Origin of the sequence: Salinirubellus salinus (assembly GCF_025231485.1) — an archaeon.
Taxonomy (GTDB): domain Archaea; phylum Halobacteriota; class Halobacteria; order Halobacteriales; family Haloarculaceae; genus Salinirubellus; species Salinirubellus salinus.
On record NZ_CP104003.1, the window covers coordinates 3,393,710 to 3,408,230 of the forward strand.

Annotated in this window: 8 protein-coding genes and 1 tRNA gene; 4 read left to right on the plus strand and 5 right to left on the minus strand. The window is 67.5% G+C overall.

All coding sequences use genetic code 11. The features are described 5' to 3' along the window. Positions 1-118: 118 nt before the first annotated feature. Positions 119-5,923, minus strand: coding sequence for an LAGLIDADG family homing endonuclease (locus tag N0B31_RS17905; protein ID WP_260592980.1), 5,805 nt, complete (start codon positions 5,921-5,923; stop codon positions 119-121). Positions 5,924-6,082: 159 nt separating this feature from the next. Between N0B31_RS17905 and N0B31_RS17910 the strand changes: the two genes are divergently transcribed. Both N0B31_RS17910 and N0B31_RS17915 read left to right on the plus strand, forming a co-directional pair. Next, entirely contained in the window at positions 6,083-6,946 is an 864-nt protein-coding gene (locus N0B31_RS17910) for a universal stress protein (protein ID WP_260592981.1), read from the plus strand. A 79-nt stretch (positions 6,947-7,025) separates the two neighbouring features. After that, a complete protein-coding gene (locus N0B31_RS17915) occupies positions 7,026-7,511 on the plus strand; it encodes a hypothetical protein (RefSeq protein WP_260592982.1) in 486 nt (161 codons plus the stop codon). 20 nt (positions 7,512-7,531) lie between these two features. On the opposite strand, the gene N0B31_RS17920 is transcribed toward N0B31_RS17915, so the two are convergent. After that, positions 7,532-8,422 (minus strand): universal stress protein, encoded by an 891-nt coding sequence (locus N0B31_RS17920; protein ID WP_260592983.1) that lies wholly within the window; start codon positions 8,420-8,422, stop codon positions 7,532-7,534. 126 nt (positions 8,423-8,548) lie between these two features. Then, positions 8,549-9,841: an HflX-like GTP-binding protein gene (locus tag N0B31_RS17925; RefSeq protein WP_260592984.1), complete on the minus strand. Its 1,293-nt coding sequence runs from the start codon at positions 9,839-9,841 to the stop codon at positions 8,549-8,551. Between the two features lie 243 nt (positions 9,842-10,084). Here N0B31_RS17925 and N0B31_RS17930 point away from each other — a divergent pair, with 243 nt between their 5' ends. Then, positions 10,085-10,882 carry a hypothetical protein gene (locus N0B31_RS17930; RefSeq protein ID WP_260592985.1) on the plus strand — a complete coding sequence of 266 codons (798 nt, stop codon included), beginning with the start codon at positions 10,085-10,087 and terminating at the stop codon, positions 10,880-10,882. Between the two features lie 136 nt (positions 10,883-11,018). Then, positions 11,019-13,163 carry a catalase/peroxidase HPI gene (gene katG, locus N0B31_RS17935; protein ID WP_260592986.1) on the plus strand — a complete coding sequence of 715 codons (2,145 nt, stop codon included), beginning with the start codon at positions 11,019-11,021 and terminating at the stop codon, positions 13,161-13,163. Between the two features lie 33 nt (positions 13,164-13,196). Here the strand turns inward: katG and N0B31_RS17940 are convergent, their stop codons facing one another. After that, a complete protein-coding gene (locus N0B31_RS17940; protein ID WP_260592987.1) occupies positions 13,197-14,363 on the minus strand; it encodes a group I intron-associated PD-(D/E)XK endonuclease in 1,167 nt (388 codons plus the stop codon). A 58-nt stretch (positions 14,364-14,421) separates the two neighbouring features. Further along, positions 14,422-14,492: transfer RNA gene (locus N0B31_RS17945), tRNA-Pro, on the minus strand. Between the last annotated feature and the right edge of the window lie 29 nt (positions 14,493-14,521).

Genomic DNA, 14,521 nt, shown 5'->3' on the forward strand with positions numbered 1-14,521 from the left:
ATTAGTATAAGTGTAGTGGGGGGTATCTGTGAGAAGATAGGTCTCGCGAGGCACGAGGTTGGGACCCACGGCGAGTGGCCGGACGCTCGAGTCCCGCTCTACCCACCCCGGACGGGACTCACACCACCCGCAGGTGGTCGGTCTTCGGCTCGTAGATGTCGCCCCGGTCCTTGAGCTTCTGTATCTCGTGTTCGGCCTTCGAGCGCTCGATGCCGCCCGTCTCGGCCCGCTCTAGCACCTGGTCGTACGGCGCGCCGTCCTCGTACTCCTCCTGCAGTTCCCGGATGATGCCCTTCACGTTCTTGATACGGTCGCGCTGGGACTTCGACGTGCCCGCCTCAACCATGTCCGCGTCGAGTTCACCCGTCTCCGGGTCCATCCCGACGTCCTCCAGCGAGGACTGGACGATGGCGATGATGCGGTCGGTGTCCTCGGTGGTCACCCGGTCCGAGAGCCGGATGCGCGCGCTCGCCTCGGCGAGCCGCACCAGCGCCTCCAGTTTCCGGGCCGTCACCGGCACCGCGCTGTCGTCGCTCCCCTGCGTCCGCATGTCGACGTAGAAGTCACGGATGGCCGTCTTCGCCTCCTCGGTCATCGTCGGGTAGCAGTTGCGCTTGGCGTACGCGACGTACTTCCTGAGGAGTTCGGGGTCGATCTCCGGGACCACCTCCTCGGTCACGTTGTCCACCTCCTGCTGGGAGACGTTCGACGTGGAGACGCTCACCCGGTGGGTGTTCAGCTCACCCGCGTAGTTCGTCTTGATGATGTGCTCGGCCAACTGCTGGTCCTTCTCCTTGTCCGGCTTGTCCGTCACCGTGAAGATGAGGTCGAATCGAGAGATGAGCGGCGGCTCGAGGTCGATCTGCTCGCCCACCGGCTCGTACTCGTCGAACCGGCCGTAGGTGGGGTTGGCCGCGCCCAAGAGGGAGCAGCGAGATTTGAGCGTCGCGTTGATGCCGGCCTTCGAGATGGATATCTCCTGTTGCTCGAGGGCCTGGTGCATCGCGGACTGGTCCTCCGAGTTGTGGACGACCATCCCGTTCGCGACGAAGTTGTGGGTGTCCTCGACCGTGAGGTCGTACACACGCTCTTCGTCCTCGTTCTCGATGGTCTCGACCGAAGCCACACGCGCCGTCTCGACGGACAACTCTTCGGCGCCTTTGTCGACGTCATCCAGGAGGACGCCGCCGTCGGCCGCAGTCCGCAGCGATTGCGGTGGGACGTACACCCGGTCCCCGGCCCCGAGTTCCGCAGCTGGCCTCTCGATCCGCTCGCCCTCGTCGTCGAGGAAGAACGGGTGGTCAGTCGTGGACCGGAGTGTCCGGCTGGAATCGAGGGTTACCTCGGTCAGTTCGGTGGGTGGCTCGTACTCGTGGATGGCCGTCACGGGCCGCTGGAGGACCCGTCCGTCCTCGGCCATCGTCCACACTTCCAGGTCGAGGTCCCGAATCGTCCGGCCGTTCGGGAGCGACTCGGTAGTACCTGCCTCCGTGGCTTCGTCGGCCAACTCCGCAATCTCGAACCGTCCGTCGGCGCAGTGAACGAGCGTATCCCCCGTCACGCACCGCATCTTGTCCAACTCGTCCACTGCGGCCACCCCCTGGTCCGCCAGCACGAGTGCCCCGGCTTCGAGCGTCCACTGCTGGCCCTCGCCGAAGTCGTCGCGTACCGCTGCAGCGGTGTTGTGCGTGACGAGGCCGTTTCCGAGGAAGTTGTGGGTCTCGGGGACGGTCAGGTCGTAGACTTCCTTCTTCCCAGTATCGACTGCGGCCACAACTTCCTCCCAGACCAGGTCTGCATCGACGGCCTCCTCCACACTCGTGTGCATCCCGCCGAGGTCGAACGCCTCCAGTATCTCACGAGCGCGACCGCGTCCAGGGTTGTCGCCACGAGTGAAGTTCATGTAGTACGAGCCACCACCGCTGCCTATCTGGGCGGCCTGGAGGGCTCCCCCGACCGGGATCTTCTCTTCACGGCGCTGGCTCGCACCGACGAGCGTCTCGAGTGCAGCCCGCTTCTCGCCCGACTCGAATCCGACCACTTCGGCGTACTGCTCGATGTACCGACCGTAGACCGTCAGGTGGTGCTGGACGTGCTTTGACTCGATGGTGTAGCCGTTCTCGAGTGTGTGTTCGCCCCGCCGGTCACGACGACGGCGACGGGCGGCGACACCGTACGTTTCGAACATCAACTGCACCTGCTTGGCGAGTGGCCCGCTGATGGTGGAGAGCTGGATACTCGAACTCCCGCTCGCCCGCCTCGTGACCGACCCGTCGGCGTCCATTAGCCCTCGGAGGAAGGCATCGGCGTGCTCGGCGGTGGTGAGCCGACTGTCGAGTTCTAGGTCCTCTTTAGGCGATTCCATCCCGATGTTCGAGAAGAATCGCGCGACGGTCGCGCTGTTGAGCCGGATACAGGGAACTCTCTCCTCCTGATACTCGATTTCGACCTGTCGGTCGAACTTCCGCTCTATGATGGCCGCCGCCCGCTCGAGCAACGCCTCGTCGCTGTTCGATATTCGAACCATCCCACGATTCCCACCACGTGCGTCGAGCGAGAGGTCGCCATCGCCGAATACGAGCCCGATGAGATAGAGCAGTTCCTCGTCGAACTCCCGTGGAATCCGAACGTCGGACCCGTGGGCGAGCATCGCCCGTCGAACCGTCACGTCCTCGCGGGTCGCACCGATAGCCTCCAGCAGCTGGTTGAGCCTCTCCTGTGCGAGGAAACGGTTGCTCAGCGAGTCGTAGATGAAGTCCTCCGTCAACTCGAGGGCTGCGGCTGCATCCCTGAGAGTGCCGAACTCACGCCGGAGTCCATCCCGGACGAACTCGATGGAGTCCTCGCTCAGTCGGAGCTTCTCGTTCGTATACTCGATGTAGTCGCCGATGGGTGGCGTCTCACGGTCGATGTCCGTGTACTTCGGGGCGGCGACGTACTCACCAGCCGTCACCTCGCTGACCGGCTTCCACTCGAGGCCGTTGTCTCCACAGGTGAGCACCGGCGTGTTGACCGAGGCTTCGAGCTCCTTCCCGTGGGCGGTCTCGATTCTCCGACACGGTTTCTCCGGCATCCGCCAGACGTGTGAGCTTGGTCGTTCTCCGATGTTTCCCGTCTCTCCATCGAACGAGTACAGCCCCATCTCCCGCTCCGCGGCGGTATTTTCCGTCACCGAATCGGGGTGCTCTTCCCGTGCGATGTCACGAATCGGCGTGAACCCCTCCTCCGTGTGGATCAGCGTGTCGCCGGTCACACACAGTCCCGCGCTGGAGGAACCCTTCCCCGAGGTGTAGACCGAGCGCGGCGCGAGCTTCTTCACGTACTGGAGAATCTGCGAGTTGTGCGAGACGACGTTGTTCCCGATGTACGTGTGTGTGCCTTCGACTTCGAGGTCGTAGACCCAGTCGTAGTCGGGTGTGAGTTCCTCTATCGTGTCGATACGCTCCCAGCCGATGTCACTCTCGGCCAGTTGCCTGAGCCTCGCCACGTCATCGGTAACGGCAAGCGCGTCGTCGATTCGTTCACGAAGCGTCTGTTCTGCAATCCAGACCCCACCGCCGTCGGGCACACTCTGGCCCTTCTCGTAGTGGCTCACCGACGCCTGTGACACCCCCATCGAGGCCGCCAGTGATTCCTGAGAGACGTTCAGTTCGTCACGCAGGTCGATGACCGTCTCCCAGTCGTAGGCCCCGTGGCCCAACCGGGATCTCTGATCTCTGAGCCAGTCGAGACGTGCCTCGAACGTGTTCAGCACCGACCGGAGGCTCGCTCGGCTCGGATTTCGGTCGCCGCGCTCGTAGTGCTGGTAGGTCGACCGGGGAAGTTCGAAGTCGTGTTGTGAGAGTTCGAGCTGCTCCCGAATCCGCTTCAGTTCGTCCCCGATGTCCGGAACGATGTCGACGTTCGTGTTCCGGGGGGTTCCTTCGTATTCGTCTGCGCTGAGTGCCTTCCGTTCCGTGACGAAGCCGATTTCGGTGACGTACTTCTCGAAGTTCCGGCCACTGATTCGAAGCCGATAGCTGTCGTTGTGCCGCGGGTGGAGTTGCGACTCGATCCCGAGCCGGAGGAGCAGACTTCGGACGCCTTCGAGTAACTCACGGCTCATCGACGCAATCGTGATCTCGCGCTCCTTCTCCGAGACGGAGCACTCCCCGTCGACGTACGCTCTCAGGAACGCCCGCTGGATCGGCCGACTCGCCCCCAGAATCTGCTGTGGGACGCGTTGGCCTGCCGACCGCTCGAGGATTGCGGGTTCTATGTTTCTGAGGAAGTCGACGAATTCGCCTGAGTGGCAGCTAACGAACCCGACGTGCGGGGAGTCGTGGTGAGCCCGACGCTTACTACGCAGTCCCAACGACTCGATGCACGTCCGTGCGTCCGTCAGTATCTCCTCATCGGCATTTGTGATAACGACACTTCCACCGGCACCTGATGCTCGGTTGACGTAGCCTTCGCTGATGATATACCCGAGTAACCGGGACAACTCTGGTGTCAGCGACTTGGGTGTCTCGAGCGAGTTCGTATTGGGGTGATCGATACGACGATGCTCGATGTTCAGCGAGTCGTCAGCGTCCGGTCGAGTTCGACGCGGCACAGCGAGGAACTCCCCTTCTTCGAGCGTATCTGCCCGAACCGCATCGAGCGTCCCGTCGAGGTTCGCGAACAGCGGATGAGAGGGGGTGACCTCGACCTCTCGACCGCTCTCGGTCGTGATGCAGTACATCCGGTCTGGTGCCTCCCGCTTCCACACCTTCGTCGCCGTCGCGGGCTCGATTCGACCGTCGTCTGTGACCGACAGGACCTCGAAGTCGACCGGCTGATACACCCCGTCGTCGATTGGAACGGGATCGTCGAGGTGCTCTTCGACCAACTTCCCTAGCTGTTGCTCGGTTCCATCACCGAGTGTGACACTTGTATCAAAGCTCTGACACTTGCCCGTACCCGGGTCACCGATCATGAGAATGTGGATGTCCCCACGAATCCGCGACCCGTCCGGGAGCGACTTCCTGACCCCGGAGAACAGCTGCATGATGATGGCAAGTTTCTCGGTGTGGTAGCCCCAGATGGACGGCGCCATCGACTTGACCATCTTCTCGTAGATGTCGGGGTCCGAGGAGAGTTCGACGATGGCCTTCTCGTCCTCGTCGGAGATGTCCATCTCCTCGAACTGCTCGTCCTCGATGCGGATGGAGAGGCCCTCCATGTAGAAGTCGAAGATGGAGGACTTCTCCTGCTGGCTCCCCTGCTGTTCGAGGTGGAGGATGCCGGTGGCGGTGACGTGGTCGCCCGCGGTCACGCGGCCGGTGATGTCGTCCTCGATGTTCACGTCGATGGCCTGCGGCGTCTCGCCGCCGCGCAGGCCCTCGGGTGACTCCTGGATGCGGAGCTTCTGGGCGTCGACGAACTCCGACTGGTCGAAGTTTATCTTGAACGGGCCCTGTCGCTCGCACCCCTGACACTGGTGGGGTTCCTGGAAGTCGCCACCCGACTGCGGGATGCGGGTGAGCGTGCCGCAGCGCTGGCACTCGAACGCGGCCTCCTGCATCTTCGGGCGGACGTCGGTGGCCTTGCGGACGATACCCTGGACGGCGACGAGGTTGCCGACGTGGTCGGCGCGGATGTCGCGGATGCCGGTGGCCTCGCTGAGGTTCTCGACGCGGACGTGCGCGCCGCCGAGTTTCACGTCGACCGGGAGGTCGTACAGCCGCAGGGCCTCCTCTGCGTACTCGCGCATCTGGCCCGGCTTGGCGACGAAGTCGTCGGCGATGTCCGGGTCGTAGCGGTAGAGGTCGTTCCAGTCGAGGTAGAGCGAGCGCTGTTCGTTCGGGTACTTCTGGGCCAGTTCGCCGATCTCGTTCCGGTAGTAGTCGCGGTAGAACTCCTCGAAGCGGTCGATGAGTTCGGCGTCGTCCCCGATGGCCATCTGTTGGACGGGCTTGTGCTCCTTCGGCTAAGAACCTTGGCAAGCCGGGGTGGAAGTGGTCGACACCCCTCGGCTTCCGGTGGAGGGGGTCGTCACGACTCTCGGCCGAGCGCCCCGTCGGAGAAGCATTGATTCCGTTCGCGGACGACGTATGAGTCCATGCTCGACGACATCCTCGTCCCGACCGACGGCAGCGAGAGCGCGGCCACGGCCGTCAGCTACGCCAGCGATCTGGCGAACACGTACGGGGCGACCGTCCACACCCTGTGTGTCGCCGACGCCCGGACCCTCGAGAACGCGCCGCATCGAGAGCGGATGCGAGCGGACCGGGCCGACCTCGCCGAGCGGACCTGTGCGGAGTTCGCCGCGGCCGGTGTCCAGGCCACGCAGGCCGTCAGGACCGGTGTCCCGCACCGCGCCATCCTCGAGTACGCGACCGAAGCGGGGGTCGACCTCGTCGTGATGGGCACGCACGGTCGGACGGGGGTCGAACGCTATCTGCTCGGGAGCGTCACCGAGAAGGTCGTCCGGCTCTCCGACGTCCCCGTCCTGACGGTCAAGTCGATGGACGAGGACGCAGTCACGTACCCCTACGAGGACGTGCTGGTGCCGACCGACGGCAGTGACGGCGCGGCGGCGGCGACCGACCTCGCCGTCGACGTCGCGAGCACCTACGGCGCTCGGCTCCACGCCCTCTCGGTCGTCGACACGATGGCGATGGGACTCGACGTTCGCTCCGACGCCGTCGTCGACCGACTCGAAGCCGAGGCCCGGCGAGCGGTCGAGGCCGTCGAACGCAGGGCGGCCGACACGGCCGTCACTGGGACCGAGACGGCCGTCGAGTACGGGACGCCCCACGGTGCGATTCGCTCGTACGTGGAGGCGAACGGGATCGACCTCGTGGTGATGGGGACCCACGGACGGAGCGGTCTCGAACGGTACCTCCTCGGCAGCGTCGCCGAGAAGACGGTGCGGACCTCGCCGGCACCGGTGGTCACGGTCCGGCCTGCCGAGGGTGAGTGACCACGCGACGTGACGGTTCCGGGGCCGGGGCAGCCCCCGCCCCGAACGCTCGCCCCACCGCCCCTCCGCCGACCGAGATATGTGGCTGGAGACGCTAGGCGTGGCGATGGAGGAGCAGAACTGGTCGATACGAGCACGGCTCGAGCGGGTCGACGACCGGGTCGTCGGCCTCCTCGAACGGTACGGGCACCGCTTGCACCGGCGCTCGCTGGGACTGCTGTTCGTCTGGCTGGGCCTGCTCAAGCCGATGGGCCACGAGACGGCGACGTCCCTGCTCGCCCACACCATCTACTGGGGCTCGCCGGAGACGATGGTCGTGGTGCTGGGCTGGTGGGAGGTCGCCATCGGGCTCGCGATGCTCTACAAACCCACCGTCCGCGTCGCGCTGTTCCTGTTGCTCGTCCGGATACCGGGGACGATACTGGCGTTCGTCCTGCTCCCCGAGGTGACGTTCATCGAGTTCCCGCTGGTGCCGACCCCGGAGGGCCAGTACCTGCTGAAGGACCTGGTGCTGTTCTTCGCGGCGATGGCCATCGGCGGGGCCATCCGCCACGAGCACTCTTGAGACCGCTGCTGCCGACGGCCTCACTTGGCTCGCTTCACGACGAGCACCGGGACGTCGACCGTCCGGAGCACGGCAGACGCGACACTGCCCAGCACCTGTCGGCCGAGCCCCGACCGGCCGTGTGACCCCATGACGATCAGGTCGACGTCGTGCTCCTCGACGTACGCCCTGACGCCGGCAGCGGCACCGTCGAACGAGGTCGTCCGTTCGACGGCCGTCTCGACGGGCAGGTCCGGGGCGGACGCCTCGATTCGCTCCACGACGCTGTCGACGGCTTCTCGACCCCTCGCGTCGAGCCGTTCGAGGAACTCCTTCTCGAGCCCACCGGCCCCGAACGCGCCGCCAGCGGCCTGGACGTCCACCACGTTCAGCACGTCGATGGTCGAGTCGAACTGCCGGGCGACGGCCACTCCGTGCGGGACCGCGACCTCGGCGTTCTCGCTCCCGTCCGTCGTCAGGAGGACGCGTCCGTATCCGGCCCCGCCGTCGTGGTCCTCGCCGGGGACCACGAGCACGGGGACGTCACTCCGGTGGAGGACCTGCTCGGTGACGCCGCCCAGGAGTCGCCGCCCGAGTCCGGTCACGCCCTGCCGGCCGACGACGACGAGGTCCGCGTCCTGTTCGTCGGCGACCCGGGTGATCTGGACGGCGGGCTTGCCGTCCACCAGACGCGTGGTGACGGGCTGCCCGAGCTCCGAGGCCAGTCCTTCGACCTCTTCGAGGGCTTCCGCTCCCCGTGCACGCAGCTGGTCTCGTTCGGCGTCCGTCTCCGTGAGTCGGAGTGCGCCGTGCTCGACGACGGAGAGCACGTGGACCGTCGCGTCGAAGGCGCGGGCGAGGCGGAGGCCCCGCCGTGCTGCTCGTCTCGCTTCGTCACTGCCGTCCACGGCGATCACGATCCGGTCGTACATGTTACCGAGACCTGACGGGCGACGGTCTTGACCGTTTGGCACCGCCGTCGGACGGGACGGCCGACGCCGCTCGCTCGCCCGGCCGGACGACGAGGCCGCTGAGGACGCCGCTGGCCCCGTCCACCCCTACTCGGTCGGTGCCCGTCCCCGTGCCTCGGCGACCACTGCGGGTCGGGCGACGAACTCGGCGGCGACCCACTCCCCTTCGTAGGTCACCTCGCACGCCCCACGCTCGCGAACCCATGCGAGGAACGACTCCGTCTCCGGTGCGTTCGGTAGGCGGAAGGTGGCCCGGTCGGTCGGCAACCGCGCTGCGACCGCCCGGCGCAGTCGGTCGACCCCGGTCCCGTCACGGGCGCTCACGGGGACGCCCTCGCCGCCATCGAGCAGGTCCGCGACCACGTCCCGGCGGGCGTCGAGCGCCCCCGGTTCGAGCGCGTCGACCTTGTTCAGCGCGACCACCGGGTCGGCCACGTCCAGCGCGTCCAGCGACACCCGGACCTTCTCGCGCACCCGGTCGACCGGGTCGCTCGCGTCGACCACCAGCACCGGTACGTCCGCCCCCGACACCGCCGAGAGCGTCGTCCCGAACGACTCGACCAGGTCGTGTGGCACCCCGTCGAGCAGGCCGACCGTGTCGGTGAACACCGCGGGCCGGCCACCGAGGCTGCCGCGCCGGGTCGTCGTCTCCAGCGTGACGAACAGGTCGTCGGCCACGGGCGTACTGTCGGGCGCGTCGTCGTGTCCCGCCGTTCCGCCGGCCTCCTCGACCGACATCCCGTCGGCGAGTCGGTGGAGCAGGGTCGTCTTCCCGGCGTTGGTGTACCCCGCGAGCGCGACCAGTCCGAGGCCGGCCGCCCGCCGCTCCTCGCGTCGCTCGGCCGCCTCGTCGGCCAGCGCGGCCAGTTTCGTCTCGATGCGGTCGACGCGTCGCTCGGCGTCGAGGACGGGCGAGCCCTTCTCCGTCGCCTCGTTCAGCAGCGACTCCTCGGTGGCCTGCCGGAGCCGCGGGAGTTCGTAACGCAGCGTGGCGGCCTCCACCTGCAGGGCGGCCCGACGGTCCGCGCTCCCGGCAGCGAAGATGCCGAGGACGAGCCGGTACCGGTCTACCAGTTCCGTCCCGGCCGGGAGCCGGTCGAGCAGGTTCGCGTACTGGCCGGGCGTCAGGCCGCCGTCGACCAGTACCGCGTCGGCGTCCGTCTCGGCCGCCCGCTCGGTCAGCGTCTCGGCCTTCCCGCGGCCCAGCCACGTCCCCGGGTCCTCACGGCGTCGCTGGGTGACGCTCCCGACGGGGTCGTACCCCGCCGCCTCGGCCAGTCGTTCGAGTTCGGTCGTGTCCGGTTCCGTGTGGGCGTCGCGCGCGACTCGTGCCGCGAGGACCGCGCGTCCGCCCTCGATGCGTATCGCGTGTCGTGACATCTGATTCGTGAGTGGGTCGCCACCCACGGCACGCGGGTGCGGCGGGTGGCGCGTCGGCTGGAGAGCGATGCTCGTACCGACGGACACCGGCCCGCGAGCGGCCCCCGTCAGCGGGGGGCAGGAGAGGGGATCATCGACCGAAGCGTGTCGACGGGGCCACAAGAGCGTTCGGGCGGAGTGAGATAGCGTGACACGACTGCCGGTGGCGCGGGGTACTTGCCCCTGTACGCCCTAGGACTGCCGATGACCGACACGAGCGACCCGGCGGGGGGAGGCGGGGAGCGACCGCGCGACGCCGCGCCACGACTCGCGGCGGCCGTCGCCGACCACTTCGCAGGCGAGGGGTACGCCGCCGTCCGCCCGAACGACCGGGCCGAAGGTGACTTTCACCTCCGGCCGACCGGAGAGGCCGCACGCTTCGGCGCGGGGGAGGTGGTCGTCGACGAACTCCCGAGCGCGGACCCGACCGTCGTCGTCGACGCGGTGGCCGCCGCCGCGAAGCGCGGCCGGTTCGCCCTCCTCGCGGCGGACCCGGACACCGCGAGCGAGGCCCACGCCGTCCTCACTGACCCGCCGGGCGCCGCGAGCGCCGACGACGACGGCCTGCGGACCTTCTACCACGTCCCCGACCGCCTCCGGGTCGGGAGCGACGGCTTCGGCGCCGTCCGTGCGGACGGCGACCTCGTCTGGCGCGAGACCCACGAGGCGGGCGGTGTCACCGCCGAGGAGCGGACCCGCATCGTCCTCGAGGCTGACGGGAAGGTACAGGCCGCCTTCGACGCCTACACCGACCTCGCCTGCCCGGCCCCGACGGCGTTCCCCTACGCCTACCGGCGCGGCGCGGACAAGCGCATCCACGTCACGAAGGCGGGCCGCGAGGTGGGGGTCTACAACTCCATCCGCGAGCTGAAGGCCGACGCCTACGTCCCCGTGCCGGACCCGCTCGTCCCCGAGGTCCACCTGCCGGACGGGGCGGAGTTGGCCGGTCGGTGGGCTATCGCCGCCGTCACCGACGGCGACGTCGAACTGCACACCGAGTGATCGGTGGCCGTCGTGAGGGCGGCCGCGTGCGTTCTCGCGCAAAAAAGTTCCCCGAGCCGGCAGATTGCTTTCGGCACGACGAACTTCAATATCGCGTTAGACAATCTTAACAGCCCAAAGCACGAACCCCACAGACATGAGCAGGACCAGCAAGGACTGGTGGCCCGAGCAGCTGAAACTGGCCGTTCTCGACCAGAACGCCCGTGACAGCGACCCGATGGGCGACGACTTCGACTACGCCGAGGAGTTCCAGAAACTCGACCTCGAGGCGGTGAAAGCGGACATCGAGGAGACCCTGACCACCTCGCAGGACTGGTGGCCGGCGGACTACGGCCACTACGGCCCCCTGATGATCCGGATGGCGTGGCACAGCGCCGGGACCTACCGGACCAGCGACGGCCGCGGCGGCGCGGCCGGCGGGATGCAGCGGCTCGCCCCGCTCAACAGCTGGCCCGACAACGCCAACCTCGACAAGGCCCGACGCCTCCTCTGGCCGGTCAAGCAGAAGTACGGCAAGCAGCTCTCGTGGGCCGACCTCATGATCCTCACCGGCAACGTCGCGCTGGAGTCGATGGGGTTCGAGACGTTCGGCTTCGCCGGCGGCCGCGAGGACGCCTACGAGCCCGACGAGGGCACCTGGTGGGGCCCCGAGAGCGAGTTCGAGGCCAACGAGCGCTTCGACGAGCCCGGCGGCATCCAGGAGGGCCTCGGCGCCTCGGTCATGGGTCTCATCTACGTGAACCCCGAGGGGCCGGACGGCAAGCCCGACCCGGAGGCCTCCGCGAAGAACATCCGTCAGACGTTCGACCGGATGGCGATGAACGACGAGGAGACGCTCGCACTCATCGCCGGCGGCCACACGTTCGGGAAGGTCCACGGCGCCGCCGAGGGCGAGGGGAACCTCGGTCCCGAGCCCGAGGCCGCTCCCATCGAGGAGCAGGGCCTCGGCTGGAAGAACAGCTACGGCGAGGGCAAGGGCGACGACACCATCACCAGCGGTATCGAGGGGCCGTGGACGGCCGCCCCCATCGAGTGGGACTTCGACTACCTGAACAACCTCTTCGAGTACGAGTGGGAGCCGCACAAGGGCCCCGGCGGCGCGTGGCAGTGGAAGCCCAAGGGCGCCGACGAGGAGGCCATCGAGAAGGCCCCCGAGGCCCACGGCGACGGCGAGCAGACCCCGATGATGCTCACGACCGACATCGCGCTCATCCGGGACCCGGACTACCGGGAGATCGCCGAGCGGTTCCGCGACAACCCGATGGAGATGGTCGACGCCTTCGCCAAGGCGTGGTACAAGCTCACGCACCGTGACATGGGCCCGCCGTCCCGTTTCCTCGGCCCGGAGGTCCCGGACGAGGAGATGCTGTGGCAGGACCCGCTCCCCGAGGCCGACTACGGCACCATCGACGAGGAGGCGGCCGAACAGCTCAAGGCCGAGATCCTCGAGACCGACCTCTCGATCTCCGACCTCGTCGAGACCGCGTGGGCGTCGGCGTCGACGTACCGCGACAGCGACAAGCGCGGCGGCGCGAACGGCGCTCGTATCCGCCTCCGCCCGCAGCGCGACTGGGAGGTCAACGACCCCGAACAGCTCTCGCGGGTGCTCGACACGCTCCGCGAGGTCCGGGAGGAGTTCAACGCCTCGCGCTCGGACGGGACGCAGGTCTCGCTGGCCGACCTCGTCGTGCTCGGCGGTAACGCGGCCGTCGAGCAGGCGGCGGCCGACGCCGGCTACGACGTGACGGTCCCGTTCGAGCCGGGCCGCGTCGACGCCAGCCAGGAACAGACCGACGTCGAGTCCTTCGAGGCGCTCAAGCCGAAGGCCGACGGCTTCCGCAACTACCTCTCGGACGAGGCCGACGCCACCCCCGAGGAGATGCTGGTCGACAAGGCCGACCTGCTCGACCTGACGCCGGCCGAGATGACCGTGCTCGTCGGCGGGATGCGCGCGCTCGGGGCGAACTACGACGACTCGGACCGCGGCGTCTTCACGGACGAGCCGGGGACGCTCACCAACGACTTCTTTGTCAACGTCCTCACGATGGACAACGCGTGGGAGCCCGCCGAGGACGAGGCCGGCGTCTACCTGGTCCGCGACCGCGAGACGGGCGAGGTCGAGTGGGAGGCCACTCGCACCGACCTCGTCTTCGGGTCGCACTCACGCCTCCGCGCCATCTCGGAGGTCTACGGCGCCGAGGACGGCGAGGAGAAGCTCGTCGAGGACTTCGTGGACGCGTGGCACAAGGTCATGACGCTCGACCGGTTCGACCTGGAGTGAGGTAGAGCGGTCGCTGTCTCGGCCTCGATCCTCTCACACCGGCCAGTTCCGCTCGAGCTCGAACTCGCTGGCCTCGTTGATGCGCGGGTCCGGTTTCGCCGGCGGCTCCACGCGGAGCGATATCGACCGGGCGAAGCGGTCGGCGTCGACGGCGTAGCAGGTGTCGCTATCGCGGTGGTAGACGACGTAGGCGTCGACACCCGCCTTCGACTCGGGTTTCAACCGCAGGCAGCCACGCGAGCACCACCCGGGGACGACGGCGACGCGCCGGAAGCCGTCTTCGGCCGCCGCGAGCAGGTCGTACGGGACCGACCCGTCGTGGACGACACCGACCGGGACGCCGAGCGACTCGAACCGGGCGACTGCGGCACCGACGGCCGGCCTCGGGCTGGCGTTCGGCACCCCGTCCGGGGGCCAGACTGCCTCGAGCCGATAGTCCTCGGCGAAGCGGGTGTCGTGCTGGATCTGTTCGGGCTCGTCGGTTCGGAGCGAGAGCGACGCACCGAACTCGTCAGCCGCGACGAGGTACGTCTGCTCGCGTGAGGGGTCGTAGAGCGCGTAGTAATCGGTCGTACGGAGGCCACTCTGGAGATCTCCAGCCCGCAGCCGTCCGCCCTGCTCGCTCACGCGGCCAAGTCTGACACGTATCAGCCTCCCTTCGCCCGTCTCGACGATGTACACGTCGTCACTCTCGGTGCGATAGACCGAGGCTCCGAGTGCGTCGAACGCCTCGGTGACCGCCTGAACCGCCCCGTTGCCCGGTACAGGCTGTACGCGCTCGTCGGTGTCCGGAGGCCAGTTCTCGTCGAACAGGTACGCGCTCGCGTCGTTGATCTTCGGGTCGGTCTGCTTCGGCGCTTCTACCCTGAGGGCCATCGACGACCCGACCCTCGACTCGGGGACGATATAGAGCGTCTCGAGGTCGTCTGAGTACACGAGGAAGTAGTCCACGTCGTCCTCGTATGGTTTGTAGACGTTCCCCTGGGAGTTCGTGTGCGTCGAGACGCCGTCGAACACGACGGTTCCGCGCTCGAACCGCCCGGTCTTGACCTGTAACTTCAGTAGCGCTCCACCGGGTGTCTCGGCGACCACGTCGTACCGCTCGTTGTCGCCGAACGGCCGCGAGACTGGTATCCCCCGCCGCTTCAGCTCTGCGACGACGACGGCCTCGGTGAGTTCGCCCTTCCGATGACTCTCCATCTCTACGCACTGTGCTATCGGTTTCGTATTTGAACGTGCGGCGCGAGAAGAAACTGGATGGGGCCGCCCGGATTCGAACCGGGGTCACGAGCACCCAAGGCTCGGAGTATACCACTAACCCACGGCCCCGCAGATAGAGTATATCGCCGGCGTAACCA

What these genes read in the sequence shown, in the direction of transcription:
- N0B31_RS17905 (WP_260592980.1), bottom strand. Translation starts at nt 5,923, where the DNA reads ATGGCCATCGGGGACGACGCCGAACTCATCGACCGCTTCGAGGAGTTC.
- N0B31_RS17910 (WP_260592981.1), top strand. Translation starts at nt 6,083, where the DNA reads ATGCTCGACGACATCCTCGTCCCGACCGACGGCAGCGAGAGCGCGGCC.
- N0B31_RS17915 (WP_260592982.1), top strand. Translation starts at nt 7,026, where the DNA reads ATGTGGCTGGAGACGCTAGGCGTGGCGATGGAGGAGCAGAACTGGTCG.
- N0B31_RS17920 (WP_260592983.1), bottom strand. Translation starts at nt 8,422, where the DNA reads ATGTACGACCGGATCGTGATCGCCGTGGACGGCAGTGACGAAGCGAGA.
- N0B31_RS17925 (WP_260592984.1), bottom strand. Translation starts at nt 9,841, where the DNA reads ATGTCACGACACGCGATACGCATCGAGGGCGGACGCGCGGTCCTCGCG.
- N0B31_RS17930 (WP_260592985.1), top strand. Translation starts at nt 10,085, where the DNA reads ATGACCGACACGAGCGACCCGGCGGGGGGAGGCGGGGAGCGACCGCGC.
- katG (WP_260592986.1), top strand. Translation starts at nt 11,019, where the DNA reads ATGAGCAGGACCAGCAAGGACTGGTGGCCCGAGCAGCTGAAACTGGCC.
- N0B31_RS17940 (WP_260592987.1), bottom strand. Translation starts at nt 14,363, where the DNA reads ATGGAGAGTCATCGGAAGGGCGAACTCACCGAGGCCGTCGTCGTCGCA.